The 26,642-nt window shown below is 48.1% G+C and carries 29 protein-coding genes and 1 pseudogene; 18 read left to right on the forward strand and 12 right to left on the reverse strand.

Translation table 11 applies throughout. The annotated features are described in order from the left end of the window. Window positions 1-39: 39 nt before the first annotated feature. Window positions 40-210, forward strand: coding sequence for a hypothetical protein (locus NZD89_RS08645; protein ID WP_268007319.1), 171 nt, complete (start codon window positions 40-42; stop codon window positions 208-210). Between the two features lie 226 nt (window positions 211-436). Here the strand turns inward: NZD89_RS08645 and NZD89_RS08650 are convergent, their stop codons facing one another. Further along, window positions 437-640 (reverse strand): hypothetical protein, encoded by a 204-nt coding sequence (locus NZD89_RS08650; RefSeq protein ID WP_268007320.1) that lies wholly within the window; start codon window positions 638-640, stop codon window positions 437-439. 981 nt (window positions 641-1,621) lie between these two features. Continuing rightward, complete coding sequence (locus NZD89_RS08655) at window positions 1,622-1,831, reverse strand: LysM peptidoglycan-binding domain-containing protein (RefSeq protein WP_268007321.1); 210 nt, start codon at window positions 1,829-1,831, stop codon at window positions 1,622-1,624. 156 nt (window positions 1,832-1,987) lie between these two features. Between NZD89_RS08655 and NZD89_RS08660 the strand changes: the two genes are divergently transcribed. Next, window positions 1,988-2,137 (forward strand): hypothetical protein, encoded by a 150-nt coding sequence (locus NZD89_RS08660; RefSeq protein ID WP_268007322.1) that lies wholly within the window; start codon window positions 1,988-1,990, stop codon window positions 2,135-2,137. Here NZD89_RS08660 and NZD89_RS08665 read toward each other — a convergent pair. Further along, a complete protein-coding gene (locus tag NZD89_RS08665; protein WP_326492924.1) occupies window positions 2,117-2,692 on the reverse strand; it encodes a pyridoxamine 5'-phosphate oxidase family protein in 576 nt (191 codons plus the stop codon). The genes NZD89_RS08660 and NZD89_RS08665 overlap by 21 nt on opposite strands. A gap of 123 nt (window positions 2,693-2,815) precedes the next feature. Between NZD89_RS08665 and NZD89_RS08670 the strand changes: the two genes are divergently transcribed. Together NZD89_RS08670 and NZD89_RS08675 are read left to right on the forward strand one after the other, a co-directional pair. After that, entirely contained in the window at window positions 2,816-4,249 is a 1,434-nt protein-coding gene (locus NZD89_RS08670; RefSeq protein WP_268007323.1) for an aminotransferase-like domain-containing protein, read from the forward strand. A gap of 80 nt (window positions 4,250-4,329) precedes the next feature. After that, complete coding sequence (locus NZD89_RS08675; RefSeq protein WP_268007324.1) at window positions 4,330-4,557, forward strand: hypothetical protein; 228 nt, start codon at window positions 4,330-4,332, stop codon at window positions 4,555-4,557. 132 nt (window positions 4,558-4,689) lie between these two features. Here NZD89_RS08675 and NZD89_RS08680 read toward each other — a convergent pair whose 3' ends face one another. Continuing rightward, window positions 4,690-4,938, reverse strand: a complete 249-nt coding sequence (locus tag NZD89_RS08680; RefSeq protein WP_268007325.1) for an HPr family phosphocarrier protein — start codon at window positions 4,936-4,938, stop codon at window positions 4,690-4,692. A gap of 114 nt (window positions 4,939-5,052) precedes the next feature. On the opposite strand from NZD89_RS08680, the pseudogene NZD89_RS08685 reads away from it, so the two are divergent. Then, window positions 5,053-5,196 (forward strand): annotated as a pseudogene (locus tag NZD89_RS08685) (DUF3231 family protein); the annotation flags it as partial. A gap of 131 nt (window positions 5,197-5,327) precedes the next feature. Here NZD89_RS08685 and NZD89_RS08690 read toward each other — a convergent pair. Then, window positions 5,328-5,459: a hypothetical protein gene (locus NZD89_RS08690; protein ID WP_268007326.1), complete on the reverse strand. Its 132-nt coding sequence runs from the start codon at window positions 5,457-5,459 to the stop codon at window positions 5,328-5,330. 272 nt (window positions 5,460-5,731) lie between these two features. Here NZD89_RS08690 and NZD89_RS08695 point away from each other — a divergent pair, with 272 nt between their 5' ends. The 5 genes from NZD89_RS08695 (at window position 5,732) to NZD89_RS08715 (ending at window position 8,444) form a co-directional block, all read left to right on the forward strand. Further along, the gene (locus tag NZD89_RS08695) at window positions 5,732-5,866 is read left to right on the forward strand and encodes a hypothetical protein (protein ID WP_268007327.1); all 135 of its coding nucleotides are present in this window, start codon (window positions 5,732-5,734) and stop codon (window positions 5,864-5,866) included. A gap of 120 nt (window positions 5,867-5,986) precedes the next feature. After that, window positions 5,987-6,823 carry an SPFH domain-containing protein gene (locus NZD89_RS08700; protein ID WP_268007328.1) on the forward strand — a complete coding sequence of 279 codons (837 nt, stop codon included), beginning with the start codon at window positions 5,987-5,989 and terminating at the stop codon, window positions 6,821-6,823. Further along, complete coding sequence (locus tag NZD89_RS08705) at window positions 6,807-7,322, forward strand: hypothetical protein (RefSeq protein WP_268007329.1); 516 nt, start codon at window positions 6,807-6,809, stop codon at window positions 7,320-7,322. The genes NZD89_RS08700 and NZD89_RS08705 overlap by 17 nt, the downstream gene beginning before the upstream one ends. A 160-nt stretch (window positions 7,323-7,482) precedes the next feature. Then, on the forward strand, window positions 7,483-7,971 hold the full coding sequence (locus NZD89_RS08710) for a hypothetical protein (RefSeq protein ID WP_268007330.1): 489 nt from the start codon (window positions 7,483-7,485) through the stop codon (window positions 7,969-7,971). 299 nt (window positions 7,972-8,270) lie between these two features. Next, window positions 8,271-8,444 (forward strand): hypothetical protein, encoded by a 174-nt coding sequence (locus NZD89_RS08715; RefSeq protein WP_268007331.1) that lies wholly within the window; start codon window positions 8,271-8,273, stop codon window positions 8,442-8,444. A 603-nt stretch (window positions 8,445-9,047) separates the two neighbouring features. Here the strand turns inward: NZD89_RS08715 and NZD89_RS08720 are convergent. Both NZD89_RS08720 and NZD89_RS08725 read right to left on the reverse strand, forming a co-directional pair. Further along, a complete protein-coding gene (locus NZD89_RS08720) occupies window positions 9,048-10,223 on the reverse strand; it encodes an aminotransferase class I/II-fold pyridoxal phosphate-dependent enzyme (protein ID WP_268007332.1) in 1,176 nt (391 codons plus the stop codon). Between the two features lie 1,110 nt (window positions 10,224-11,333). Beyond that, window positions 11,334-12,467 (reverse strand): hypothetical protein, encoded by a 1,134-nt coding sequence (locus NZD89_RS08725; protein ID WP_268007333.1) that lies wholly within the window; start codon window positions 12,465-12,467, stop codon window positions 11,334-11,336. A gap of 215 nt (window positions 12,468-12,682) precedes the next feature. Here NZD89_RS08725 and NZD89_RS08730 point away from each other — a divergent pair, with 215 nt between their 5' ends. The 3 genes from NZD89_RS08730 (at window position 12,683) to NZD89_RS08740 (ending at window position 16,024) form a co-directional block, all read left to right on the forward strand. Then, window positions 12,683-12,889: a heavy-metal-associated domain-containing protein gene (locus NZD89_RS08730; RefSeq protein ID WP_268007334.1), complete on the forward strand. Its 207-nt coding sequence runs from the start codon at window positions 12,683-12,685 to the stop codon at window positions 12,887-12,889. Between the two features lie 69 nt (window positions 12,890-12,958). After that, window positions 12,959-13,252 carry a metal-sensitive transcriptional regulator gene (locus NZD89_RS08735; protein WP_268007335.1) on the forward strand — a complete coding sequence of 98 codons (294 nt, stop codon included), beginning with the start codon at window positions 12,959-12,961 and terminating at the stop codon, window positions 13,250-13,252. Between the two features lie 264 nt (window positions 13,253-13,516). Next, window positions 13,517-16,024 (forward strand): heavy metal translocating P-type ATPase, encoded by a 2,508-nt coding sequence (locus tag NZD89_RS08740; RefSeq protein WP_268007336.1) that lies wholly within the window; start codon window positions 13,517-13,519, stop codon window positions 16,022-16,024. A 23-nt stretch (window positions 16,025-16,047) separates the two neighbouring features. Here NZD89_RS08740 and NZD89_RS08745 read toward each other — a convergent pair whose 3' ends face one another. Then, window positions 16,048-16,695, reverse strand: coding sequence for a response regulator (locus tag NZD89_RS08745; protein WP_268007337.1), 648 nt, complete (start codon window positions 16,693-16,695; stop codon window positions 16,048-16,050). Window positions 16,696-16,795: 100 nt separating this feature from the next. On the opposite strand from NZD89_RS08745, the gene NZD89_RS08750 reads away from it, so the two are divergent. Beyond that, window positions 16,796-17,629 carry a sensor histidine kinase gene (locus tag NZD89_RS08750; protein ID WP_268007338.1) on the forward strand — a complete coding sequence of 278 codons (834 nt, stop codon included), beginning with the start codon at window positions 16,796-16,798 and terminating at the stop codon, window positions 17,627-17,629. Between the two features lie 199 nt (window positions 17,630-17,828). Here the strand turns inward: NZD89_RS08750 and NZD89_RS08755 are convergent, their stop codons facing one another. The 4 genes from NZD89_RS08755 to NZD89_RS08770 are packed head-to-tail and all read right to left on the reverse strand — an operon-like array spanning window position 17,829 to window position 21,739. Beyond that, window positions 17,829-18,620, reverse strand: a complete 792-nt coding sequence (locus tag NZD89_RS08755) for an ABC transporter ATP-binding protein (RefSeq protein ID WP_268007339.1) — start codon at window positions 18,618-18,620, stop codon at window positions 17,829-17,831. An 11-nt stretch (window positions 18,621-18,631) separates the two neighbouring features. After that, window positions 18,632-19,657, reverse strand: coding sequence for a FecCD family ABC transporter permease (locus NZD89_RS08760; protein WP_268007340.1), 1,026 nt, complete (start codon window positions 19,655-19,657; stop codon window positions 18,632-18,634). Further along, on the reverse strand, window positions 19,654-20,667 hold the full coding sequence (locus NZD89_RS08765) for a FecCD family ABC transporter permease (RefSeq protein WP_268007341.1): 1,014 nt from the start codon (window positions 20,665-20,667) through the stop codon (window positions 19,654-19,656). Before NZD89_RS08765 ends, NZD89_RS08760 begins: the two co-directional genes overlap by 4 nt. Window positions 20,668-20,686: 19 nt before the next feature. Continuing rightward, window positions 20,687-21,739: an ABC transporter substrate-binding protein gene (locus NZD89_RS08770; protein WP_268007342.1), complete on the reverse strand. Its 1,053-nt coding sequence runs from the start codon at window positions 21,737-21,739 to the stop codon at window positions 20,687-20,689. A 364-nt stretch (window positions 21,740-22,103) separates the two neighbouring features. Here NZD89_RS08770 and NZD89_RS08775 point away from each other — a divergent pair, with 364 nt between their 5' ends. The 4 genes from NZD89_RS08775 to NZD89_RS08790 are packed head-to-tail and all read left to right on the forward strand — an operon-like array spanning window position 22,104 to window position 26,635. Continuing rightward, window positions 22,104-22,781 (forward strand): aldo/keto reductase, encoded by a 678-nt coding sequence (locus NZD89_RS08775; RefSeq protein WP_268007343.1) that lies wholly within the window; start codon window positions 22,104-22,106, stop codon window positions 22,779-22,781. Next, complete coding sequence (locus NZD89_RS08780) at window positions 22,753-24,381, forward strand: spore germination protein (RefSeq protein ID WP_268007344.1); 1,629 nt, start codon at window positions 22,753-22,755, stop codon at window positions 24,379-24,381. The genes NZD89_RS08775 and NZD89_RS08780 overlap by 29 nt, the downstream gene beginning before the upstream one ends. Next, the gene (locus tag NZD89_RS08785; protein WP_268007345.1) at window positions 24,378-25,538 is read left to right on the forward strand and encodes a Ger(x)C family spore germination protein; all 1,161 of its coding nucleotides are present in this window, start codon (window positions 24,378-24,380) and stop codon (window positions 25,536-25,538) included. The genes NZD89_RS08780 and NZD89_RS08785 overlap by 4 nt, the downstream gene beginning before the upstream one ends. Then, entirely contained in the window at window positions 25,538-26,635 is a 1,098-nt protein-coding gene (locus NZD89_RS08790; protein WP_268007346.1) for a GerAB/ArcD/ProY family transporter, read from the forward strand. Before NZD89_RS08785 ends, NZD89_RS08790 begins: the two co-directional genes overlap by 1 nt. The last annotated feature ends 7 nt before the right edge of the window (window positions 26,636-26,642 follow it).

A 26,642-nucleotide genomic window follows, 5' to 3' on the forward strand; every position in this document is an offset into this window, starting at 1 on the left:
GGAAAGTAAGGTTGCAGCCACAAACCTGGAGGGAAGCGAATGACAAAATCAAAGGGGCTGGTTCGGCCACGCTGGGGCCTTTATAAGAACGGTGAACTGGTGCTCGTGCACGACAAAAAGGAGATGCTTGAGGGAAATGTACGGGAATTTATGAAACAAGAAGGGAGTCGCTCGAGCACGTTTGAAATTAAGCCAAACACGATTTTTTAACTTGACTAGAACAATGGTACTGCATAGGGCTTAGCTGTTGGATAGAAAATACCGCCACAGCCGATGCCTGGCGGTCAAAGATGAGGGATGGAAAGAAGGAGTGTTAGCTCCATAAACCCAGTCTCGCCGACGTTTTGGTAGTTCAAACGCAAACATCGTCTTACGGAACTTGCAGAAGTGATCGCCACTCGAGCGACATGTCACGCAAGAGTGGCCCTTAACACCATCAGTCGAGAGGTTCAATGGTCACTCGCACACGACGCCCCTCTAAATTCAATAATGAACTTTGCAGACTACGCCCTTGGTGATTCCATATGTCGCTGCAAAGCATACTCATTCCATCCTCAGTCGTGATCCAATATTGGGACACTTCTCCTTCGATATAGGACGACATCACATACAATCGGTGATCCTCTCTCATTTCGGACATCAAAATCCCTCCATTCGTACTGTTGTGCTGCTTCATACATATGCGCTGTTTGTGGATCGTAATTCACCATTAACGCGTGATAAATACGCCATTCGAGTGATTGTTACGTGTTTTTCCGGGGAGATTAAATGGAAATCAGGTGGTGCGTTCCGAACGACATTGTTCAATTTTCATATCGAACGTCATCGTTTCGCATCAATCTTCATCCGGAGATAGACTGATACACGCGATTTGTCTGGATCCTCAGATTAAAAATCGCTAATAATACGATGGTTACTGCGGACAAGATGGCATGAAATATGACGTTGACACTACCTGAGGCGATAACAATACAGCCCCTGAAAGCCAAGCAATGATACCCACTTTCCAGCGAGACGGAGTATGATTCGGAATCACGTGTCTCGCTCCGATGCGGGTTTTTGAGACAGGAAATTTCATAGCGTATACAACGGTTGCGATGACTACCAGGAAAGTACACACAAGCAGTGGCGCGGGGGCGACGAAGTTGTGGTATAGATGTATAGGAATACCAAGCATTGATTCCGAGTGCCATTCCATAATCACCAGATCCCAAACTTGGGAAGTGTGGATTGACTAAACTTTGGGTTGCCAACCCCTCCTCCAAAACGCCAAAGGCCGCAGCTAACATCAATACACCGGGGGTACCAAGATTTTTCCGACGCGCTATTTTACGAATGAGGTAAAAAATTCCTCTGCCTGAGGATAGAACTGAGGTGAACGCGCGTGAACCACGACACTGCCCTGCAGACGGTGTATAAACCGTGATTCCCTGCGCACAATAATGGTCGTAAGGAGGATGATGTGTAATGGAGATGACCGATTAGGGGATTTTCAAGACCATCGACGACTTACAGGAAGAGGCCGCCATGTGCGGTCTTTTTCGTTTCCTCAAGTGTTTGGGCAGCGACTGCTTGACATACAAGGATGCCCTCATCCGGCACAGGGTGAGGGCATCACTGATCATTGCTTGTTCCAGTAGTGACTCATTGACTGATGTTTGTGCTTGACGACTTCGTCGTAATGGGGGCTTGGCACACGCAATACTTGCCCTTTGTGAATGACATTCGGATTTCGAATGCCGTTTGCTTTAGCGATGGCCTCGACGGTCGTGTCGTACTTTGCCGCAATCGTCCCCAAGGTGTCTCCACGTTGGACAATATATTTAACCATAAGATCTAGTCCCCTCCTGGTTTCTTTGGCGATTCTCCGCCATTCACCACAACATATGACACATGTCTAGAAAGCGAGTGTATGCTTGCCTATGGCAGTGTGAACGCCATAGGCGCCGACAGAAGCAGTTGCATTTAAGACCTTGTCGAAGGGGACATGTTTGGCGTTCTGTCCAAGCATTTCTACAGCGTGGCGATGGCCGAAGCATTCAAGGATTTATATCTACTGGCCAACTTCCAGTATTCTGCAGGAGCCATGGCACAATCGATGCAGCTTTTTGGGCGTTCATTTTTGGTCGTGTTGTAAATCGGCTTTTCGAGTACGACCGGGATAAAACATCATCGACATTTGGTTAGGGTTCTCCTTGGCTGTTATTTTCTCTCCCCGTAAACGGTATACGGCTACGTGACTGCCTGCTCCCGAGACATAGGATCGTACATGTCCAGAATGCAACGGTGTATCGTAATACCCTGGAACATATTTGCACAGCATGGCTTCCAGTGCCGAGGTGGCTTCGTCGAAGTCTTCTACAACTGCAATTTTTCCAAATACCATCGCACTGAGATAGGCAGTATCTGTTTTTGCAGGCACGGGATGAGCGATGGTCCCTACTTCATCTGCAACGGTAAATGTGGCTTTGGGCGAATTCGACATCAAGTTTGCCTTTCTTCCGTACTGTGCACCGTGAACATAAATGCTATCTGAATGCCATACAAAGTTGAGCGGAACGACATACGGTTCATCGCCATCGACCAACCCTAAGTAGCCCACTCGACTTGTCCGCAGCAAATGGTCCACAGCAGTTGCGTCGGTGATGGCCAAGTTTTGCTTGCGTATGCCGTCCGTCGTGATATTCATCATAGGGAAACCTCCAAGTCCATTGTTCGGTGAGTCTGCTTGATCCAGAACAATCCAAACAAATTTTTAAGAGTATAATGAGAGGGATCGCTTCCGTCAACAACGTAGAGAATGAAGGTTTATGGAATGAGGCTTCCATATATTCGATTGAGAACAGATAGTACAGCACCGAGGTATGTGCAGATTGCAGAACAATTGGTGGAAGGAATTCGCAGACGGGAATGGAAATATGGTGAAAAATTACCCGGTGTACGTGAACTTTCCAATCATCTGAACGTGAGCTTGGAAACCATTCAGCGGGCATATCACGTCCTTCAAGAACAGGGATGGGTGGAGAGCAAATCGCGGCGAGGGACGACTGTCTCAGCCAATGTTGTTACATCGCCAATTCCCCTGCCTAAACCAGACGCTGAGAAACATGCGCGCTTTGTTCACGAACTGAGACGAAGTTCGAACCTCCCTGGAATCATACCTGTGTCAGGCGGATCTCCGGGGGCGGACATGGACCAGTTGAAATTTTTTCAGGCCCATGCGCACGAGTGCGTTAGGTTGGCAACGATGGAAGAATCGTTCGATCCGTTTGGAATTCCCGAGCTCAGATCTCGACTTCAAGGGTGGTTGACACTCTACGGTGCTTATTCGAGGTTGGAACAACTATGTGTGGTATCAGGTACACAACAGGCGCTGCAGCTCATTGCATCGCTTGAAGTGACACAAGATTCAATTGTGTTCGTCCCAGAAATGTGTTACTTAGCAGCTGCAGAAATCTTTCGCGACCATGGTGCTCACATCCGTACGTTATCGATTGGTTCCGATGGCATTGATTTACGTCCTTTGGAGCAGGCATTAAAATCCAAGCGAGTATCGCTCGTGTACACCATGCCAAACGGCCTCTACCCAACCGGATGGTCTTACTCAATCGATCAAAAGCAGAAACTTGTTGAGTGGTCCCAAACTTATCAGTTTACATTAGTGGAGGACGATTACTATGCAGGTTTCTATTATCCAGAGAAACCACCTGTATCGCTGCTCTCTTTGGCGAAGCCAACTACACCTTTATATTACTTAGCATCATTTAGCCACTTGACGCATCCTAGTTTTCGATTAGGAATGATGGTTTGCCCGAATGAAGCGGTTCAGAAAATGGAGCGAAAAAAGTTCCTGGCCGACAGCCACACCTCGACCCTGAACCAACATTTCTTGCTCAAACTGTTTGAATCCGAATCGTTAGAGGATTCCCTTTCACTAAAGCGGGCAGTGTATCGTCAGCGGAGGACCGATGCTCTGGTAAGTTGCGCTCGGTGGCTACCCACTGCATGTACATATCATCCGTCAGATTGCGGATTTAGTTCGTGGGTGACAACACCTCAGAAGCTGGGCTTTTCATTTTTTTACGCATGTTTGGAGGCAGGGGTTCTCGTCATGCCTGACGAGGCATTTTCCTTGACTGATACGCATGCAGGATTTCAAATCAATTTTGCTGGCATTGAGGCTCAATATTTAGATGAAGGCATTCGACGGATTGCTCGGGTCCTTCACCATCTGTACCGTCACAGGTAAAATAAGTAAGGGAATAGGAAGGTGGCAATCGGGAGGGTTTACCGAATTTATGCAGAAACGTGTAAGCGGGAGGTTTCATCGTGACGTTCAACTATGAAAAAGCGTTCCCGTTGACGCGACATGAGTTATGTTTGGGGTTAGCCTATCTCGCAGGCATCATGCTATCGTCATTTTTCATTGGCATCGTCATCAGTATGCCGATGCCAAAAGAACTGCGAAAAATTGCTAGGATATTCATAAGCCTTGTGTGTTTTATCGGCACCATGTTTTACTTATTGTATCACCCGAGCTCAATTGTGCGTATTTGATCCCGCTATGCGGGATTTTTTCATTTCTGCTGTTTTGTTGATGGAACATTTATTTCAAGCGACTTTTGTACGAGGAACAAGAGGCTTCCCTGCAGCAGCGCTTACGCCACTTTTCGGGCAGCCCCTCGCATGCTATTTGTCTAATAACGTCGATATGGACTGAACTGCAAGCCCTGCATCTTCGCCGTCGGCTGCTACGGTGACTGTTTCTCCAGGTGAAATCATCAGTGCGATCAAACCCAAAACACTTTTCGCACTCGCTGTTTTATTCCCCTTTTCGATGTAGATGTCACTCGTAAACCGATGAGCTTCGCGAACGATTTGAGATGCTTCCTGATGCGTGATACTCGTTTGATGGACAGTCACTTTTTTGCGGAACATTTCAACTCTCCTCCGTATGCATTGTGTTCCCTTACGATATTCGTAACGTTATGCGTATGGGACGGAATACTGAACAGTTGCTCGCTTGTTCAATGATGAACCACGAGCCCGCGGCGAGACTTAGGGGCCGCATTCCGTCGACTGCAGGGGGAAGTCATGCTGTACGCAGAGGACGGTGCTGAAATCGCAATCTACAATGGATGGCTAGAACAACCCCCGATGGCAGATGATCGCAAGGCGTTGGCACGGCACAAATAACAATGTAAGACTTCGACATATGGGATGAACCAACATATATATGGGGGGATTACACTTGAGAGCCTACGTATATATGGTCGCTAACCGCTTAAAAGGCTTAGACATGACAGTCTAAGCCTTTCACTCATGGTTTACTTTTCATTTGGTTTATCTTTTGCACGTTTGTTCTTAGGTTTCTGGTCGGTGAAACTGCTTACGTTCATCTCATTAGCGGTATAGTCCAACTGCTTTTGCATATGAGATTTGTTAGGTAACTTTGTCACATTGATCACCTCCAATGGGATTTAAAATACCCCATTGAAAAAAAGCGATGCTGATACTGAGCCGTCCTTCGGGGCGGCTTTTTGTTTGAAAGGTGGGATTCAAGCTACACCACCTCATTCGTATCTCCTGGTTACCATTTTATGATCAATCTGGACTGATGTATCAGCAAAGCCGCATCGTACGGACCGATAATATTTCCTGAAACGTAAATGAATTGCGGGGAAACAGAATACATTGTGTGTCAGTAGCGCGATGGTGGGGAGGTCGCACGATGCCGCGTCTACATATCGCTAGGATTCGCGGAGATCTCAGTTCTGACGCCTTTTATTTCCCGCTTCATGTGAATCGTTTGTTTCCTGCCGAGGAAGAGGAGAACGAATTGGACCACAGTCGCAGAAGGGATTAGAAGTCGAAGCAGGATGAAAAAGAATGAACTGACATAACCGACGGCTTTGTACGGTAAAATATGGGGCCGAAGGGCGAAGTGGTTTCGCAAAGGTAGGTTTGGGGAAGAGGGGATATTAGAATGGCCGGAATTCGCCAGGTAATCAGTACGTTGACTCAAGATGGCAAAGAACTGATGGGGCCAAATGTGCTTGCCTATCACTATCCGGATAACACCATTATGAATGGATCTCTGTTGACAGTGGAAAGCAATCACTTTGCGGTACTGAAATCTCGTGGCGCAATCATGGATGTCTACGAGACGGGCCAGTATACCATCAAGACGCCGGATCGGCCGATCATCGGCACGTTCCAACAGGCATTTTTCGGAGGCAATAGTCCCTGGCAGTACGAGGTCATCTACATCAATCGCGCCAAGCTCATTCTCGAAGTCGAGGGGATCGCCTATTCACGTGAAATGGCCGAAATGGGCTACCACGTCAGTTGTTATGTCCATGTAGACACGAAAGACGATGCGTTGAGATTGGTACAACACATGCCAATGGCGGGGCATTACGTGACCATGAAAGAGGTTGACGCCTATGCTGGACCCGTGATTGAGCAGTCGATTAATAAAATTGTCCAGTTGACCGAACTCGAGCGCGTGAACGAAAAAATGCCTGACATTATCGAATTGGTTAAAGACCATTTGCAGGACTTCCTCTCCGTCTACGGATTGACGCTCAATGATGTAAAAGCACTGGTATTTCCCAAGGATGAGCGAATGAAGGAATTGATTTCATTGCGTGCATTCGGACTCTCCGAACTGGATGCGGTACGGTATTACACAGCGATGGTGATGGCGCAGCGCGGCATTGTGTCGGCACCGAACATGGCGGTTGGCAAGCCATATTATATTGGAAATCCACAAATGAGTCTGGACGCTGCGGGGGGCACTGTGAATGGGCCGACTAAGTAAGTACGGCATCGCACTGGCGCCATCGGGCGTTATTAGTGGATTGCTCAAGGGCATACTGGATCTCTGGAGCTACGATTACAAGAATCCTGCAAACGCTTTTCGGGATCAAAGTATTCAACTGCGAAATCTGTGTGACGATGCTTTGGCGCAATACACCACGCAATTGCAAACTGAACTTTATGGACTGCGTCAAAATCTGCCACAGCCGACACGGGAAAACCCATATCCAGCGATGGAAGGAATCGAGGCGGTTAAAGCTCTGGAGCGCTATATTCGAGAAATTGAAGCACTACGCGTACAAGTTCGATCCGCCGTCAGTCCTCCGAACGAATTTGTAAAACGCAGTCAAGCGGAAAACGAGCAGTTCTTGGGGGAACTCGTCGAAGTGGATCGCGAATTGCTTCAGGCACTATGCGTGATTGACGAAGACGTGATCGTCGAGGTTCGCCGTATCCTGCAGAGGCGGATGGACAGAGTACGAGCATTCGTAGCCAGTTAACACAGCTTTCCGCCACTGTAGTGCTCGTTTTTCGCACTGATAGTCCTTATGATCGAATTCGGGGTCTCTCGCATTTTGGAAAAATGGCCGAATGACTAGGGATTTCGTTATTAGGTATTCATACCCTATGGTATCTTCCGAAAAGGGGCGAATATCCAAAATGACTGAACTACCTGGTGGACATAAGTACCCATATGGAAAGAGCTATGTTCCGCATAAGTATTCACACGAATATGAATCTCCCTCTACTCCAGAACCAGAAGAATCGGATTGGGAACACTATGATGTAGAGTCGCAATCGGTCTCTGTCCAGCCAAAGATGAGCTATGTCCAGTATGGAACGAGCATGCACAAATCCGTGAAGAAAAGCAAAAAGATGAAGAAAGCATACCATCCAGCTTATATGGTTTCACATCCGGCACCGCATGCGATGCTTCACAAATGTGCACCTATCGTCTGTGACCCACAATACGTCGTTCGAAATTGCTACGTCCCACGTGAAGTTCCCGTGATCCATCCAATTGTGAATGTGCAACGCCACGTGATTGTGAACGTGCCACGACACTACTACCAGCCAATGACCAAACATGAAGTCGTCGATCCCGGCTGCCCCGGTGGTCACACACACGGACCAGACTGTGGATGTTGAAATGTTTGTTCAGGGGCAAATCCCAAACCACCCTCGGTAAAAGTTCAAAAAAGCCCTCCACTGACTCATTCAGTGAGGGGGCTTTCCTTTTTGCGCTTGAGGGAGATTCTCACGTCGTCATACCGACCTGCGATAACGGACGAGCGGTATTCGAATTTCTACGATTCAAGTTCGGGTACGAAGGGGGGCGGGGAATTTTACATCTCTACCTGAACGTTCATTTGAGCCTCAAACATGAACCTCAACCCCTGAACAAAGATATATATAAAGTACCTTTTGAAGAAGAGGAAGAGACTTATATGAAGTCAACGGGAGTCATCCGAAAAACAGACGTACTTCCGGTGGAATTGCGCCGGACGCTTGCGGTCACAGCGTGGGACCGATTCGAAATATTCACCGATGGAGAAACCATCATCTTGAGCAAGTACGATGCCGCCTGTACCTTTTGCGCGAAACTCCTCTCCCGCTCTTAATTTGGGCAAGATGCGATACGTCATCCGACGTTGGTGTTCCACGTTGTTAGCTGGGTGCGCATTTGCGGGTACCTGTGGCGGTCGATGAACAAGAGCGACTGTGGTCATCGGGGACAAAAGTAATATCAGACCCTGGTGACGGGACGGTGGGGAACGGCCCAAACGTTGACGGGCGCGGTGGCGATACATAAAACGCATAAAACGTGGTACGTGTGTCCTGAACGATGCGAGATCTAAGGCATAACATGATCTCATGTGGTACAGGAAGGAGGGGCCATGGAACGACAAATATCTTTTGATCATCACATACGGGATACTGCAGTTGTGTTTTTTACCATTTTTCTGATCATCAACGCGTTACCGGAAAGTGATTTTAAAGAAAGATGCAAATGTACTTCGATTCTGTTCTGTACCGTGAGAGTGATCCTAGCTGTTCTCATCCTGCTTCCGGCAGAACAGCATGAGGATTTATCGCACTAGTAGTCTACGTCGAAACACTAATTATGTGCCATAAATGGACGATTAGGAAGGGGGAAGTACACAAAGAAATCACCGCTCATTTTTAAGCCGTCAAATACTCGCCAGAAGTCGAAACAAAAGCAACTAGCGCGCCATCTGAATTGCGTCACACAAGTAATCAATTCCCTGCTTGAAGTCTTCATATTTACACGTCATGGAGATTCTTATAAAGCCGTCACCGGTATCTCCAAATCCTATACCTGGTGCGACCAGCACACCATATTTGTCGAGGAGCATATCGGAGAACTCCTCACAACTCGTGCCTTTCGGGACAGGTACCCACAAATAAATGGCACCAGCCGGTTTATCAACCGACCAGTTAATTTGCGCAAATTTGTCCAGGGCATAATCTCGCTTTCTCTGATAATCGGCACGTTGCTGCGCCAGGAAACTGGTTGGCCAAATGTCTTTTAAGGCGGTTACGCCAGCCCACTGAATAGCGGGGAACATACCTGTGTGAGCCTCCGCGTGGAATTCGACTAAAGAGCCAACGACATGCCGATTCCCGACGGCGAACGCAAGTCTCCAACCCGACATGTTGAATGCCTTCGAGAAGGTGAAAAGCTCGATACCGATGTCTTTCGCCCCCTCATATTCAAGAAAACTTGGCGCATGGTTTCCGTCAAATGTCAGTTCTGAGAACGCATTATCGTAACAAACGATGACATTGTGTTCTTTCGCAAAAGCGATGACCTCTTTCATGAACTCCGGCGGTGCCATGGCACCCGTAGGGTTGTGCGGATAGTTTAGAAACAATAGTCTAGCTCGCTTTAGGATGAACAGCGGGATATTATCCAGTTTGGGTAAGTAATGATTCTCTTTACGCAGTGGCAGGCGATAAATGTCGGCACCGGCCATATACGCTCCGTCGTGGTATGTCGGGAAGGAGGGGTCAGGAATAAGTGCAACGTCCCTCTGCCCCAGGTAGGTGAGTGAAATGTCGAATAACCCTTCTTTGGAACCGAGAAGTGTGTGTACTTCCGTATCCGGATCGATATCCACTCCAAAGCGTACACGATACCAATTTGCAATTTCTTGACGGAATTCGTTAATTCCTCGGGTAGGTGCATAGTGACTGTTTTCGGTGATCTGTGAGGCTCTTTGAAGTGCCCAAACCACTTCTGCAGGGGGAGCGCCACTTGGATTCGCCGTGCCACAGTCAATGATGTTCTTACCGTTCTGCCTGGCTTGATTCTTTCGTTCCTCTAATCGTCGGAAAATATTCGGCGGTAGATACTCAATCTTAGTGGACTTGAACATCTGAAAGATGACCCCCTGGTGCAAGTAAGCAAAGCATCACGGATATTCTCTCTACAAATTCGTTGGTTTATCCCTCTACTGCTCATTCCACTTTAGTGCACTTCGACTTTGGGAAAGGCGAGGAATCATCGCCGGCGGCTAATAGCACCGTAACCTCGAGCGCTCTGATTGACGTGGATCTCAAGGTTGATCAAGACCTTCGCTATCCAGTTTTGTCCAGATTTTTGTTTCACATTTAGTTGCACACTATTTGTTATGAACATGGGGAGAAGGAAGGGATGATGGTGGGTCCAGAAATGATGTCCTGGTTTACGGGGATGGAAAATGACGCCATTTATCGCGAGTGTATGATCGCAGGGACATTTTTTGGCATATGGTACTGGGACAGATTCCTAAACCGTGTTCATGAAAATGAAAATATACGTGATCGAATAGAATAACCGTTAAGCACCCCGCACCGGGGTGCTTTTCAATCGTCCTATTCACGGCTCCTCCCTTTGTTTTTGAAGTACATACTTAAGTAAACTAAGGGCGCTGCCACAATCACAATGCCGCCTACACCCCAAATCCAATCAGCGCTCATTAAACTCCCTCCTTGGGTCATCTTCACGGATATCATTTGCGATTTCTAAATATATATCCGAATAGTAACTTAACAGCCAAATAAAGTGGTTTGATGGAATGCACTTTCGAGGGAGCCCGGTTGTCTTCAAGACCCAATCGATGCCCCGCTGGAGGATTTACTTGATTGGTTGGGATATCGTACATTCTGTTTCGGTCTCGAGGGAAGCATATTCGGAAACCGGGTATTCATGCAGTGGCAGAGTATTCGTCGGGGACGGGGGATAGCGCCTGTGACTGAATCCCGTTTTCAAACCGCCAGTGCTACCCCTCGGTTAATACAGAATAGTCTGTCTTCTATCTGCGTGGCACCGGCAAGAGCCTATATCATGTGAGAAAACGGTGATGAAGAATGACACGATTGCATTTTGAATTACTGCCCGTGCTTGTGCAAGTCCATTCGAGTCCCGAGTGGCAGCCTGATTCCCTGCAAATCGGTACGTAATGAAAAAGGCCCATGCAGAACAGAACATGGACCTAAATCGTCAATTAAAGCTTGTAGCCGTTCTCTACATGAACCTTTTGGGCATTTACTTCTAATTCCGACCAGAGACCAATTTTACCCCACGCAGCCCAGCGATTTGCAATAAAATAATCGAGCGTCCACTTGTCATATAGCGCACTAAACTGTTCGAGCCCCCAAATTGCAGCGAAGACAAAAGCATATATGATTGCAGTTCCAATGTCTGTTGCTCCTGATGTATAAGGCCCTCCAAAACCCTCTCCAACAGCCCAAATGGTGATCGACAGCAGAATTCCTATTGCGTACAGTAATTTTCGAGCAAACCCAAATAGCAAGGAAATCGCCATGAGTGTCTCGAGAACGGCTACAGTGTAGACGAAGAAATGCGGATGCTCCTTCGTTGCAGTTGCCCAAAAGTGGAACCATGGGTATAAGAGCTTTGGCTGACCTTGGCCTGCCATTTTTATGTCCATCACGAATTGGGAGCTAAATCCAGGTAGCCATTTCATAATTGCGTCGACTAACCAAACAAGTCCAAACACAATACTGAAGACGCGTACTCGTATCGCCAATCTCGCTCCACTCACCATAGATTTTCCTTTTGATAGAGTTTCGGATTTTCTATTTTCCACCTGAAGTGCGGTTTCAGGATGATAAATACGCCGAAGCATGACGCACCAGGTGCATACGAACAATGCAGTCAACACTGTGATCACAATATACAATCCTGCTTGCGGCATCATTGAGCCTAGCATCGTGCCCATCAGACCACCCATGACTCCAGCCACCATGCCATCCAACGCAGCCATGCCTCGAAACGGCAATCCAATCAGCAATCCGAATAGAATACCGATGACCAAACCAGTCACGTAGGCTGCGGATAGTTGATTTTCCATCACTCCACCGAGAGCAGTACAGACGGACATCGTCGCAATCATTCCTAGAGTCATTGGGACAGAATGGCGAAATCTTTGGTGTTCACTCAACTCGCCTAATTGACTCTGTTTTTTCCATAGCGTGAACACAATGTGCAACACCATCGCAGCACAAATAGCCAAAATGACCATTGCAAAGTACCCCGATATACCAGCAGACATCGGCGTGTGTCCGGCTCCATGTCCCATGTTCATTTTCATGGAGCTCGACATTCCTGTGCTCATGTTCATTTTCTCCCCAAATCTCGTATTTGCGTATCGACTATCGCGTTATCGATAATCGACATATGTACAGCACGATCCATTGTCTGTCCTGGATCACACCTTTATTGTACGAACTCAAGATGAAACTGTCAGTGACCCTTTTGGGCTATTTCCCGGAGCCCATTGATCATGTACGGTACAGAGGTATAGTATGACGTGGAAGGAGCGTATCAAACATGACAACGGCAACGATCTTGGTAAAAGGCATGACCTGTAGTGGATGCGTGAATTCGGTGACGAAAGCTTTGAACGCTGTCGAAGGCGTAGAGAAGGTTGATGTTAGTTTAGAAAAGAATCACGCGACGGTGACCTATGACGAAGCAAACGTCACGGAAGAGAAGTTGAAGGAAGTCATTGAGGACGCTGGATACGACGTCGTGTAAGTGAGAATTCATTGCCATGGGGCGATCCATATCGATCGTCCCCACTTTGTGAAAAGCGGGGTTTCAATCATGGCTGGCGAACACAATCACAGTTATGGATCCAATAAATCGGAAATGTTAGGTCGCCTAAAACGCATTGAGGGACAGGTGCGTGGTATTCAAAAGATGATCGAAGAAGATCGCTATTGTGTGGATATCCTCACGCAACTTGCGGCAGTAAAAAGTGCGACACATCAGGTTGCGTTAAACCTGCTAGATTCACACATGCACCACTGCGTCAGGGCAGCTCTGACGAGCGGAAACGAAGCAGAAGAGAAGATTGATGAACTGATGGATGTAGTCCGAAAGGTTACAAAAGGTTAACAAGGGGGACAACGTTTTGCGTCTCTATACGATTCGCACTCCCTCCGATGATACAAATGGGTGTGATTCTCGCAGAGCATTGCAAGGAGCCTCATAGAGCTGTTGATCCACGTTCGATGGGACCGTATGTCAATGATGAATTACCCTACGGAGGTATGGTTATGGCATGAGCAAAGAGCAACCACGGCACTCATGGAAGTGATTGCTAATTTACAAAGTGAAACAGAGGCACACGGAATTGGCGCAAGAGGGAGAGCAACATCGATGAAAGAAGCGAAAGTGTTGACCGTGCCTGTGGAAGGGATGACGTGCGCGGCGTGTGCGGCTCGAATTGAAAAAGTCGTCGCGAAGCTTGAAGGGGTCAGGAACATCAATGTAAACCTGGCGTCGGAAAAGGCGCATATCGTCATCGAGCCCGATACGGGTTGGAAAAACGTAATTCGGCGAATCGAGAAAACCGGTTACTCCGTGCCTGAATATACGATGGAGCTGACGATTTATGGTTTGGCGGGCCCGTCGAGCGCGGCTCAAATCGAAGAACTTCTCGCCCGGGTGGACGGAGTGGAATCTGTCAAGGTCGATCCCCACTCTGGTCGAGCGCGAATCAAGTATGTCGCTGGTGTGACGGGCCAGACAGAGTGCATCCGCGTTATCGAGCGCGTCGGATATGAAGCAGTTGGCGTGTCCCAGACAGATATCTTGGACGCTCACGAGAAGAGAAGACGCGCGTATCGGCGTGATCTTGTGATATTTGTGATCTCTGCGATTGTCGCACTGCCGTTTTTGGTGGAAATGGTCGCGATGACCGTCATGGGCATCATCATGGCCATTATGATGCTCGGTATGGCAGCGAGCATGAACATGTCGGACCCGAGTGGAACGACGACAACCGCCAGCATGCCCTTGATGGTTTGGATATCCAACCATAACAACCTGATTCCAGAGTGGTTAGCGCTGGCACTGGCGACGCCGATTCAATTCATCACCGGGTGGCGATTCTACCGCGGCGCCTATCACGCACTACGAAATCGGACAGCGACGATGGATGTGCTCGTTGCGCTCGGAACGACGGTAGCCTACGTCACAGGCGTTGTCTTGACGTTCTCCACTCACCAGGGCAACAACAGCTACTGCGGAAGCGCAGCCGTCATTATTACACTGGTGTTTTTAGGGAAAGTTCTCGAGGGTCGGGCGAAACAGAAATCAGGAGCAGCCATCGAAGCGCTCGCACAGTTAAGTGCGAAGGTGGCACACGTCGTACGCGATGGTACAGAAGTAGATGTACCCGTTGAGGACTTACGGATTGGTGACGTGATTCGCGTTCGAGCTGGCGAAAAGGTGCCTATGGATGGGGAGATTATTCAAGGGACATCGATGATCGACGAATCGTTTCTGACGGGTGAATCGCACCCGGTGAAGAAAACGATCGGTGATTCAGTTTATGGCGCAACAGTGAATCAAATGGGACTGCTCTTGATTCGTGTATCAAAGACAAGCGCGGACACAGCTCTTGCACAAATCATTCGTATCGTGGACGAAGCGCAGGGTTCAAAGGCTTCGGTTCAACGTCTGGCAGATCTAATTTCTCTGTACCTAGTTCCGACCGTCCTTGTTATTGCGTTGGAAGCTTTTCTATTATGGGGATTCTGGGGTACCTGGTCACACGCGTTGCTGGCGACTATCTCGTGCCTGGTCGTCGCGTGTCCTTGCTCGTTGGGCCTTGCTACGCCAACCGCCATCATGGTTGCAAGTGGATTGGGTGCAGAAAATGGGATCCTCATTAAGAGCGGTGAATATCTTGAAGTCGCACACAAAGTAAACACGGTGATTTTCGACAAGACCGGAACGTTGACAGTAGGCAAGCCGACCGTGACCGATATCGTTCCCCGTGAACCGCAGCGTGAAAAACTGTTACTCAAACACGCTGCATCACTGGAATCCTACAGCGAACATCCGTTGGGACGAGCCATCGTCGATTACGCGGATCAACAGAAAATTGGTCTGCTTCCGGTTACAGACGTTAGCGTCATCAGCGGCCAAGGTATTATGGGGATGGTTCATGGGTGTTCAGTTATTGTCGGTAACTCCACATTGCTTGAAATGAACGGCATTCACGGTTTCGAGGATGTAACGACCATGAAATTAGAGCTTCAAGCGAAAACGGTCGTGCATGTGGCATCTGGTGGAATCTATTTAGGGGCTATTGCAATAGCGGACAAAATCAAGGACGACGCTATCTCGACCGTACGCAAACTTCAAGAGATGGACATCGACGCTTGGTTGATCACGGGCGACAATGAACATACAGCTAACGCAGTCGCGAAGGAGATTGGCATACACCATGTCCTGTCGGGCGTATTACCGGCGGACAAAGCAAAAAAAGTGGAGGAGTTAAGGCAGAGCGGACAAGTCGTGGCTATGGTCGGCGATGGCATCAACGATGCGCCCGCACTCGCAGCCGCACATATCGGCATCGCTATGGGAACTGGGGCAGACGTCGCCATCGAAGCAGCGGACATCGCCATCATGCACGCGCGAACAAGCGGCGTCACCGATGCGATTTACCTGTCGAAGAGAGCGATGCGTACAATTCGTATCAACCTGTTCTGGGCGTTCATCTACAATGCCATCGCGGTTCCGCTCGCGGCACTTGGTGCATTTAATCCGATGATTGCAGGCGCAGCAATGGCTTTCAGTTCGGTTTCTGTCGTGTCCAACAGCTTGTTGCTCAAGCGTATCAAACTCGGACAGACGGACGGACAACCCACCTGACGGCCCCTGTTCGTGCAGGCCGTCTAATCGTTCGAGGCGTGATCGCGCGCGTAAATGGCTAGTTGAACGCGGTTTTTGATATGTAACTTAGCCATGATGTTCTTCAGGTGGTTCTTGACCGTGTTTTCCGAAATGCAGAGCGCCTCCGCGATGCCCTTGTTGGTGAATCCCTGCTGGACGCATTGAAGAATCTCTCGTTCGCGCGAAGTCAGTGTGCTTGGAGCGGAGGGGATGTCCTTGGTCGAACTCGCTTTGAACTCGGCGAGGATTTTCTCGGCTATCGGCTGTGTCACAGGGGCATCACCCTCCAAAATGCCAAGCAAGTACGTGACCCATTCGGCAGGTTGCAGGCTCTTGACCAAATAACCTTGAGCCCCGTTGCGGATAGCTTCAAACAAGTCTGCTGCGTCGTCCGAGACACTGAGCATGACAACCGTCATATAGGGAAGTTCGCGCTTAATGACCTGGGTCGCCTGAAAGCCGTTGAGCACGGGCATGTTGATGTCCATCAACACTAAGTCGGGCATCCACTGCATCGCCATATCGACTGCGTCTTTCCCGTTCGTGGCCTCCGCGACCACGCGAAGACGGGGCTCTGCATCAAGTAGGATACGGATAGCTTTGCGTGCGGTCTCGCTGTCGTCCGCAATTAGAATATCGTAGGTCTTCATAGAAATCCTCCTGACGCGGGGGGCATTGGATTTTAACCCCCATAGTCATAGTATAGTGTAAGTACAACAGGCTTATTGTGAAATGGCCACGGAGGTTCGCATGATTCCTTTACGCATCAAAATCTCCTTGTTTTTGATACCGGCAATCGTCATCGGCCTATTTGAGACCCTTCGGAATACGTTGTTGGAGAACATTCTACCAACTGAATTAGGAAATTGGCTGACGGCGTGTATTGATGCGGGTGTGATCGCACTCGTGGCCCGCAGCCTATTTCTCGCGTACGCAAATAAGGAGCGCGAGTTGAGCCAAGAACGGGCCTCCCGAGCAGTGATGGAGGAGCGTGAGCGATTGGCGCGGGTACTTCACGATCAGATCGCCCAGTCGATTTTTTACTCTGGCGTTCAGGTTTCGGCCGCGAAGGCGAAATTTCAGCAAGGTAGGCACGGGGACTTGGAACGAAATCTGAATGACGTTCTCCTCTCGTTGCGCGAAATAGATGAGAATGTACGGCAAGCAATATTCAACCTAAAGCAGGATACCATCGAAGGGTCCAATTTCCGTCAACGCATCCGTTTATTCTTAGATAAGACGCTATCGGAAAAGAGTATTTCATGGGATTTTGAGATGTCAGAAGGGGATATCGCGCTGAGTCCAGCGGATCAAGTTCAACTGTTCGGGATTCTTCAGGAGGCGATCACAAATATTGTGAAACACTCGAAAGCGACTCGCGTCGCTGTTCGATTGATGTCGAAGAGTGCAGACCATACGCATTGGGTATTTTCAATTCACGACAATGGGGTTGGATTCAACGTCCAGACCGCTCGAGACGGACGCTATGGAATGGAGATTATGGCAAGTAGAGCGAGAGATATCGGAGCGGATTTCTTCGTGGAATCGGAGACCGGAAATACCAAGATACGAGTAACGCGATAAATCAAGGTCAGTATAGTGGGCCCTCTAAATGGATGAATTTCTTCTCACTGGAGATTCTGTCGTATCAAACAGTCTACCGCTGAACGAGTCGTTGAGCACATTCGGCCCGTCATATAGAAAAGCATTCAAATGAAGGGCCTTTGTCAATGATTCTAAGTCGCAAAAGCACCGTACGTATCAGGGTGCCCGATTCTATTCGTTAGGTATTTTCCAACAATCCATATGGAATACATATGGGTACACCCGTGTGCAAACATCCCACTACATCTGCACGAATCCGGAAAACATCGCGTAAGATGTCCGGGGTTAAGACTTCTGATGGACTCCCTTTACGAACCACGCTTCCAGAGTGAATCACCGTCATATAATCAGCAAAACGCGCCGCATGATTCAAATCATGGACGACCATGATAATGGTACAATGCTGTGTCTCATTCAGTCGCTTGAGCAGTTCCAGCACCTCAAATTGATGCGCCATATCGAGAAAAGTCGTCGGCTCATCAAGTAAAAGGACATCTGTCCCCTGTGCAATCGCCATGGCAATCCAGGCGCGTTGCCGCTGTCCTCCCGATAATGCATCAACTGGACGGTTCATGAATTCATGTACACCTGTTACGTCAATTGCCCATTCAATCATTTCAAGGTCCTCTTTTGACATTCGTCGTATTCCGGATTGATACGGCGAGCGTCCGTAGGAAACGAGATCACGAACACTTAATCCCTCAGGAGCAATTGGATTTTGGGGTAGTATCGATAGTTTTTTCGCAACGTCTTTCGTCGGATATTGGTGAATACTTTTTCCATCCAGATAAATGACACCTCGGGATGGTCGCAGGATCCGGGCAAGCGTCTTAAGGATGGTCGATTTACCGGAACCATTAGGTCCGACAAGCGCTGTGATCTTTGCTTCCGGTAATGTTAAATTGAGGTCTTTGACAATGATTTTTGATTCGTATGCGATAGACACGCCGTCCATTTGCAATTTTGTCATACGCCTTCCCCCTAACGCCGTGTTCGAGAGACAAGATATAGAAAAAATGGGGCACCAAACAGTGAAGTAATCGCCCCGACTGGAAGTCCACTCGCGACATTTCCAAACACCAAACTCGCAACTTGGGTAACAAAGTCAGCCAGTAACAGCAGACAAGCTGAGATCAGCATGCTGATCGGAAAAACACGGTATGCATTATGGCCGACAAGCCGCCTAGCGATGTGAGGTCCAATGAGTCCGATAAAACTGATTGCGCCAACAACCGATACGGCGCTTGCAGTCAACAGTGCGGCAACCAGAAACAAGCTCAATCGTGATCGTTGTAGTCGAATACCTAATCCAATGCTGACAACATCCCCCAACTGCAGCACATTCGCTGTACGACAACAACACAGGCTAAGCGGAATGGTTACCAGTGCCCATGGCCAAATGGTCGACCAATCGGACCATACTTTCGCGTTCAATGATCCGACGATCCAAAGCATTACCGTCGGCAACTTGTCGTTATTTTGGATCAGGAATAGAGAAGAGGCTGAGGAGAGAATGGCTGATACAACGATGCCCTTGAGCACCAAGACAAATGGCCCGTCCTTAAGTTTATTCGTGATGCTGTACATGATAATAATTGAACCGATACCGCCGAGTAACGCAGCGATTGGCAACAGATACGGGTACTTTTCCGCATTGGGCACATAAATTAGCCACAACACAATTCCTAAAATACTCCCGGAGGACACCCCAGTTAGACTCGGCTCTGCGAGTGGATTACGAGTCAAGGCTTGCATAAGTGCTCCAGCGAGTCCAAGCATTCCGCCTGCAACAGGTGCAATCAGACTGCGGGGCAATCGTAAATTCCAGACAATCCAACGCTGATATTCCACCGCCGGACAATTGACGATAGCTCGAATGACATCCCAAGGAGAAATGTAGACGCTGCCTAAGCCGACATGAAGTACGAAAATAGTCAAAAGCAAGGCTGTACAAACGATGATTGAGAAATAGAATCTTCCTCTCTGGGCAATAAATACGCCCGTCATGCCTGATTCCTCCCCAAACGGCGTCCTAACAATAGTAACAAAAGAGGGCCACCCAATAACGTTGTCCAGACGCCAACCGGAATCTCAAGTGGAGAAAATAGTGTTCGCGCTAAAAAATCGGCATAGGTCAAGAGAACAGCACCAACAAGCATGGATACAGGAATGATCCGCAGCGTATCCTGTGTCCGCAATAGATGTCGTGCAATATGTGGTGCCAACAGGGCGATGTAACTAATTGGCCCACAAGTGGCGACGACCGGCGCGACGAGGGCAATCGCCAATATAAAAATGAGCAGGCGAAGCACACTCACCTTCAACCCCAACCCCACAGACAATTCATCCCCTAATTGCAAAGTGTTCAGCTGCCTTGCAAATAAGTAAGAGACGCAGAGTATGACAACCCAAGGTAAAATGAGTTCCACTTGCACCCATGTTCTATCCTCAAGTCCCCCGACAAAATAATCGTAGAAAAGACTGATTGTATCCTGTTGACCGAGGCTGACGATTGTCGTGATAACGGCGTTTAACAGAGACGAGACAGCCACGCCGATGAGAATGACACGAGCTGGTGCTTTATCTCGCCAGCTTGCCACGACGACAAAACCGCCGCCGATCACGCCGCCAAGTAGAGCAAGCCAAGGCTGCCATGTATACGAGATGGGCAATTGAAAGATAATGATAGCCGCCATGACGGCGGCAGATCCCGAAGACACGCCAAGCAATTCAGGGCCAGCCAGTGCATTTCGCATGACATTCTGAAGCATAACTCCTGACACAGAAAGCAGGGCACCAGCAAGACTTCCCAGAACGAATCTGGGAAGTCGCGACTGCATAACGAGCACGTGATTGACAGTATTGTTGCTGCTTGTAAGTATGTGCCACAACTGTATCGGTGACAGTAAAGGGGTTCCTACCATCAATCCTACAAACCCGATACATAGGATAAGTAAAAAGCATACTATCACCGTTATCACGGTCGCATTCTTTGGATATGTAATGAAGCGGGTCATAAAGATTCCCTTTCACTCATTAGGAAGTCTGGGTCGCTAGGCTTGGATATAATTTGGGCATGGCTTGATTGAGGATTTGTTCGAGTCCCATCCCTCCCCTGTCATCGTGCCAAACATTGGGGTTTACTTCATAGACTCGGTGTTCTTTGACCGCTTTTAACTGCTGCCATATCGGATTTGAAGCAAGCTGTGAAGACAGTGTGGGTGCCTTCGGATTATCTAATCGAGCAATTGATTCGACAAATATGACGTCCGGATTCACATTCAGGATTTTGTCTAGTGAAATGTTCATCCCCTGCGCGCCGTGTCCACCCCACGGATAATTGCTGATTGCTGCAAGTACGGACGCGGACGGATCGTCAATAGTAGGAACTGAAAGTGAAGTCGGTGAATCGCCCCAGATAACTAGGGATGTTTGATTTTTAGGCGACTTTTTAATGTCCGCGTTCAGGTCTTTCGTAAATTCATTTACGTCCTGTTCGGCGGTTGCCTTGTGACCTGTTAGAATACCCAGATTGATGAGATCTTGCATAGACTGCTTGTAACCACCGCTGCGTGAAATCAGGTACATTTGCGCTGCACCTTTTAGTGCAGGTTTAAGTTGTGCGTGCGGGTATGCGTCTCCGATAACTAGATCAGGGTGATCAGCCAGTATGTCCTCGACGTTCGGCTGTTCCCACGAACCACCGACAGACTTCATATTTTTAGCGTTATTTCCAAATACCATCTGGGCAAATGATAAATCGCCATTCCCATATGCAATATCTTGCTGGCTTACACCAAGATCTTTCAGCATCTGAATGGAGGATGGATCCAGGCAGACAAAGCTCGTTGCTGGCTTTTTTAGGACGACTTTTGCACCAGTTCCATCTGTGACAGAAATCGTACTGGCGTTTGTCCCTGTCGTAGATGTGGACTGGGATGTATTTGCGGTTGTATTTGTAGAATCAGTCGTTCCACACCCTGCTAGGGTTAACGCGAGGCACACCGAAATAACCCCAGTGATTACACCTTTATTTGTCATTTTCATACTAAAGCAACCTTCTTTCAAGAGGCTTGGATCAACTAGCAATCTGATGCTCCGTTGGCCAAGGGTTCAATAAAATAGGGGTGAGGATATGTATAGTTAACTATCTCTCGAACCTCGTCACCGAATACCTGACCTTGTGACAATAGACTGAACCGCCGATTCCTCTGTATCGTTCCGATGCCAAACACCTTGTCGACCACTCGATCGATTGTAAGACTAGACCATTCGATTGTCGCTGACCCTTTCGGGCCATTTACGCAGGAGAATTTGGCGAAGCTTTGAACATTAAAAGGGGTGCAAAATACTCCGTCCTAGATTTGTAAGGTCGAGTACGAAATGATGAGGTTGTTTGTTCTTGTAGTACTTTCCAATAAAATAAGTGTACTTTCTGCAAACCGTGCATGGCATGTGGTTACGCCTTGCCGACGTGAATGTCTTGGAGCGTGAGGCTCTGCGAGGAGTACGGCGTGATCATGCCTTCATTTCCGTAAAGTTTGATGGACAGTTACATTCGTTGGAAGAGAGTGTAGGCACTGCAGGTAAACGCTCACCCGTCGTGAAGACGTTTCTTACAGATACTTTGAAACGTCTGGGTGTCGAATACATCGACTTGTATCAGCCGGCTCGAATCGATCCCAACATTCCGATCGAGGAAACCGTTGGACAAATTGCCGAGTTGGTGGTGGCTGGATATGTACGTCACATCGGGCTTTCAGAAGTTGGTGTGGAGCTTATTCGTCGTGCACACGCTGTCCATCCGATTCGTTGGTTGCAAATTGAGTATTCTTTATTTAACCGCGGGATTGAGTCGAATATCCTGCCGACTCTAAGGGAGTTAGGTATTTCACTCTCGGCTTATGGTGTGCTCTCAAGGGCTGCGTTCACCGCTGTCCGTCCCTCCTTTTTATCAATCTGTTTCAAATCCCACACTCCACAGTCAATACACCCCCGTTCCTCAGTTGTGCATGCTTTAGTATGCTACAGATTTCAAATGGAATGCATATATATTGGATTTGTTCAAATAATTACCTTTAAAAGCCGCGTTTGGGGAAAGAGTGAAGTTGTCTTTGAGGAACATTTTTAATCGTAGGGATCGCCGTAATCGGTATACCGATCGCCCAAAACCGAAAGTACCTGACTACAGGGACGCACCAAAGATAACAGGTAAGCTCCAGCAAACATTAACATATATTACCGAAACATCTGGGATGAGTGATGACTTTGTCGTTACGAGGACGACCGTTGGCGACAAGGATGCCGTCCTCGTCTATTTCCAAACCATTTCGGATCAAAAGCAGGTCCAGAGTATGAAACAGGCACTGCAAAAGCACAAGTATCAAAAGGTTTCACCTAAGGAAATGCCATATTACTTGGCGCGACATGTCATCCCGTTTGGGGAAGTTATGTTTATGGATAACCTATGGGAGATCCGTGAGGCGCTGTCGCGAGGGGATATATTACTACTCGTCGATGGGATATCGGAGGCCATCACAGTTGCCTCAGTAGCCATTCCTCATCGCGCAATCGAGCCACCACTGCTTGAGTCGAGCACCCGTGGTCCTCAGATTTCGTTCATCGAAAAACTTGATGTCAACATTGGATTGGTGCGTGGCATGCTGATTAGCGACGCTCTGACCGTAAAGGAACTTCGCGTTGGTTATCGCAGCCGAACTCGGGTTGCGATGTTGTATGAACACGATGTCGCGAATCCGAATTTGGTATCGACTGCGATGAAGCGAATTCAAGCGGTACACGTCGACAAATTGACGGGAAGTGCCACGTTGGAGCAGCGGATTGTGGATAATCATTGGACTTTGTTTCCTCTGACCCGCTCCACTACAAGGGTAGACAATTGTGTCAAAGAAGTTGGTCAGGGGAAAGTTTTGATCCTGGTTGATGGAGATCCAACAGGATTCCTGATACCTGGAACGGTCGTTGATTTTTTTCAAACGATGGAGGACGACCAACATAGCTATTTTGAGGCCACGTTCATGCGCTGGCTTCGATTTGTCTCTTTTATTCTTGGATTTTATCTTCCTGCCTTATATATATCCTTTGCAGATTTTAATCCGGAACTCATGCCCCATACACTGGCATTTCAAATTGCCCGTTCCAGAGAAGGGGTACCGTTTAACGCTGCGACAGAAGTCATGATGATGCAGCTGGTCATCGAAATTATTCGAGAAGCCGCCTTACGTATGCCCAGAGTGATGGGACAAACAATTGGTATCGTGGGCGGTTTAGTCCTTGGACAAGCGGCTGTGGAAGCGGGGTTGGTAAGCAGTATTCTCATTGTTGTCATCGCGCTGACTGCAGTATCTGTATTCGTCCTGCCGAGTTACGAGTTTGCAACGGTACTTCGAATCTTAAGTTGGGGAAATATTTTTGCTGCTTCAATCTTTGGGTTTTACGGTGTGATGCTGGTCGTCATGGCGGGGTTGTTCCACGTTGCTTCTCTCAAGTCGTTTGGAATCTCTTACCTTGAACCCATATCTGGGGAACACTGGCGGGATTTCTTCCTGGACGGAATCTTACGTGCACCTATCCCTATGCTCGATAAGAGAGCATCACACTTACACGATCAAGAAGTGACGAGAGGCTCCGATTACACAGACCCGAATCAACATCCGATGTTAGAAATTCCGAGTAACCCGAAAAAGCAGCGTAACCGGAGACGGACATGAAAATCTTCACGAGACGGTGGATCACTCTATCCATATGCATTTGTTTGTTACTGCTACTGCCAGGTTGCTGGGATTACGAGTCCATCGCTACACGGGCTTCACTCATTGGCATAGGGATCGATCCGGCTGGTGACGATCCCCAGCAAGTACAAGTTACGGTTCAGTTCCCGATCCTTATGCCAGGGGGAGACGGTGGAATGTCCAGTGGCTCCGGGGACAGTTCTGCGAAGAATAATAATAAAACCCTTTCGACCGAAGCCTATTCCATTTCTGAAGCCATGAAGCAACTTCAACTAAAAGTGGACCGTCAGATTGATACAGCTCAATTGCAGGCGATCGTTTTCAGTAGTAAATTGTCTTCTGATATGATGAACAGCGTGGTGGGACAACTCATTCGTTTACCAAAGATGAATCGTCTTGCCAATGTCTTCACGACACCTGAATCCGCCAAAGATGTTCTTGCTACCACGGGAACTGACGCTGCGCCGATGGACTTTCTCGATAAATCGATGACATATCGTCAGCAAGGATTTGCAATACGTAGGCAACTATGGGAATACTGGCGAGATGCAACACAAGTCGGGGTTGTCCCCGTTCTACCGATGGTGGAACCTGTTCAGTCCGAAGACAAAAGTGAAGGCGCGCTCATGCTCGGCGGAATTACAGTGTACCTAAATAACCAAGCGGCATTTACCTTAAGTCGCCAGGAAACCTTTTATGTAAACCTTTTGCGTGGAAAAGTTCGGAGTATGGCGGTTGATGCCCCCATTCATGAAGGAATTGTATCGCTAACCGACGTTCGCTCCAACAATCGCCTTCGTTGTATTGGTGAAGGAAAAAATGTTTTACTGGTTGACCGTGTTTCGGTTCGGGCGACGCTTGGTAAACTGGTCGACCCGTCGCCAAAGCCACTACCACCGTCAAATCTAAACAAAATTGAATCCGAAACATCCGAATATCTCACTCAACAGTTAACAAGCACCCTCAAGAAATTACAACAACAGAAGGCCGATATCTGCGGATTTGGGGGGATATACTTTCAGCATCACCCAGACGAGGAGCAACGAATGAAGGAGCAATGGGGGCAAATGTTTCAGCATGCCAAGATTGATATCCAAGTGAATGTTGTCATTGTCAGCAGGGGGATGCTTATCTAATGTATAAGCTTTCTATGTTTCAAGTGATCACCGTTACATGTACCAGTTTTCTCCCACTTCTGTTCTGGATCTTCCCTCGGTATGCAGCGAACTACGGTGGGGTGGATGGGCAGTGGGCCATTCTAGCCACCTGTTTGATAGGTCTATTTAGCGCGTGGGTACATGGACTTCTCAATACGCGCTTTCGTACATGGTCGGGCGCTGACATGCCAAGACTGGTATATGGGAACGTGATTGGAAAATTAGTAACGTGTATGTATATACCAGGTTACCTTCTGTTTGTAACAGTTAGTCTGTACTCCTTTTCGGTTACGCTCAAGTCGTTACTTCCAAATACCCCTCGGCTGGCGACGGTCGCCGCATTAACTCTTGTTGCGATGATGGGCGCGATGTACGGACTAGAGGCCATCAGTCGTGTCGCTTCGATTATATTCCCGGTCACGATTCTTGTCCTAGGTGCATCATTCGTCTTTGTTGTATTTCGAGGCAGTTGGACAGGTGTTTTCTTGCATCCTGTGAATCTTTCGCGGTCGATTACCGTTGCAGCACAGTTGTTACCGATGTTTTTTGGGCTAGACCTGTACCTTATGCTGTCTCCCTATTTCGATCACCGTAAACGAAACGCGATATGGCTCCCAATGTTCTGCGTCGGATTTAGCTCGGTGTTAATTTTATCATTGTACGTAATTACGATCCGGGTGGTTGGCTATGAAGGCCTGAGAGTGTTGGCGCATCCGATTGATTTTGTGCTGCAACTTGTACAGTTACGCGGACTGATCATTCAGCGCTTCGGCGTGGTCTTGGTGTTCATCTCAACAATGTTTGAAGCGGTGTTCTTTGCCATTCATTTATGGGCGATGTCAGAACTGACCAGGAGAACGTTGCAACTAAAAAAATCCAGTGAAAAATGGTTTGTCGTTTCATATGCAGTGCTCATGACGATCATGTTTGAGCTAATCCCCAATCAGCAAGTAGGCGACTGGATAGTTCTACATATTTTGGTTCCGTTGAGCTGGTTGTATCTCGTGATTGAGCCCACCGTCACGTTGTCTCTTTCGTACATTCGGTGCAGATACCTACAGTCCGCTAAGAATTGAAATTTGC

Origin of the sequence: Alicyclobacillus fastidiosus, assembly GCF_026651875.1 — a bacterium.
Lineage (GTDB): Bacteria > Bacillota > Bacilli > Alicyclobacillales > Alicyclobacillaceae > Alicyclobacillus > Alicyclobacillus fastidiosus.

Excerpts from the sequence above, each read along its gene's own strand:
- NZD89_RS08650 (WP_268007320.1), bottom strand. The coding sequence starts at position 640 with ATGTCCGAAATGAGAGAGGATCACCGATTGTATGTGATGTCGTCCTAT.
- NZD89_RS08665 (WP_326492924.1), bottom strand. The coding sequence starts at position 2,692 with ATGATGAATATCACGACGGACGGCATACGCAAGCAAAACTTGGCCATC.
- NZD89_RS08710 (WP_268007330.1), top strand. The coding sequence starts at position 7,483 with ATGACTGAACTACCTGGTGGACATAAGTACCCATATGGAAAGAGCTAT.
- NZD89_RS08760 (WP_268007340.1), bottom strand. The coding sequence starts at position 19,657 with ATGACGGGCGTATTTATTGCCCAGAGAGGAAGATTCTATTTCTCAATC.
- NZD89_RS08705 (WP_268007329.1), top strand. The coding sequence starts at position 6,807 with ATGGGCCGACTAAGTAAGTACGGCATCGCACTGGCGCCATCGGGCGTT.
- NZD89_RS08755 (WP_268007339.1), bottom strand. The coding sequence starts at position 18,620 with ATGACAAAATTGCAAATGGACGGCGTGTCTATCGCATACGAATCAAAA.
- NZD89_RS08720 (WP_268007332.1), bottom strand. The coding sequence starts at position 10,223 with ATGTTCAAGTCCACTAAGATTGAGTATCTACCGCCGAATATTTTCCGA.
- NZD89_RS08740 (WP_268007336.1), top strand. The coding sequence starts at position 13,517 with ATGAAAGAAGCGAAAGTGTTGACCGTGCCTGTGGAAGGGATGACGTGC.
- NZD89_RS08765 (WP_268007341.1), bottom strand. The coding sequence starts at position 20,667 with ATGACCCGCTTCATTACATATCCAAAGAATGCGACCGTGATAACGGTG.
- NZD89_RS08695 (WP_268007327.1), top strand. The coding sequence starts at position 5,732 with ATGCCGCGTCTACATATCGCTAGGATTCGCGGAGATCTCAGTTCTGAC.
- NZD89_RS08670 (WP_268007323.1), top strand. The coding sequence starts at position 2,816 with ATGAGGCTTCCATATATTCGATTGAGAACAGATAGTACAGCACCGAGG.
- NZD89_RS08750 (WP_268007338.1), top strand. The coding sequence starts at position 16,796 with ATGATTCCTTTACGCATCAAAATCTCCTTGTTTTTGATACCGGCAATC.
- NZD89_RS08660 (WP_268007322.1), top strand. The coding sequence starts at position 1,988 with ATGTTTGGCGTTCTGTCCAAGCATTTCTACAGCGTGGCGATGGCCGAA.
- NZD89_RS08645 (WP_268007319.1), top strand. The coding sequence starts at position 40 with ATGACAAAATCAAAGGGGCTGGTTCGGCCACGCTGGGGCCTTTATAAG.
- NZD89_RS08715 (WP_268007331.1), top strand. The coding sequence starts at position 8,271 with ATGAAGTCAACGGGAGTCATCCGAAAAACAGACGTACTTCCGGTGGAA.
- NZD89_RS08680 (WP_268007325.1), bottom strand. The coding sequence starts at position 4,938 with ATGTTCCGCAAAAAAGTGACTGTCCATCAAACGAGTATCACGCATCAG.
- NZD89_RS08700 (WP_268007328.1), top strand. The coding sequence starts at position 5,987 with ATGGCCGGAATTCGCCAGGTAATCAGTACGTTGACTCAAGATGGCAAA.
- NZD89_RS08725 (WP_268007333.1), bottom strand. The coding sequence starts at position 12,467 with ATGAGCACAGGAATGTCGAGCTCCATGAAAATGAACATGGGACATGGA.
- NZD89_RS08745 (WP_268007337.1), bottom strand. The coding sequence starts at position 16,695 with ATGAAGACCTACGATATTCTAATTGCGGACGACAGCGAGACCGCACGC.
- NZD89_RS08655 (WP_268007321.1), bottom strand. The coding sequence starts at position 1,831 with ATGGTTAAATATATTGTCCAACGTGGAGACACCTTGGGGACGATTGCG.
- NZD89_RS08775 (WP_268007343.1), top strand. The coding sequence starts at position 22,104 with ATGTGGTTACGCCTTGCCGACGTGAATGTCTTGGAGCGTGAGGCTCTG.
- NZD89_RS08735 (WP_268007335.1), top strand. The coding sequence starts at position 12,959 with ATGGCTGGCGAACACAATCACAGTTATGGATCCAATAAATCGGAAATG.
- NZD89_RS08730 (WP_268007334.1), top strand. The coding sequence starts at position 12,683 with ATGACAACGGCAACGATCTTGGTAAAAGGCATGACCTGTAGTGGATGC.
- NZD89_RS08790 (WP_268007346.1), top strand. The coding sequence starts at position 25,538 with ATGTATAAGCTTTCTATGTTTCAAGTGATCACCGTTACATGTACCAGT.
- NZD89_RS08785 (WP_268007345.1), top strand. The coding sequence starts at position 24,378 with ATGAAAATCTTCACGAGACGGTGGATCACTCTATCCATATGCATTTGT.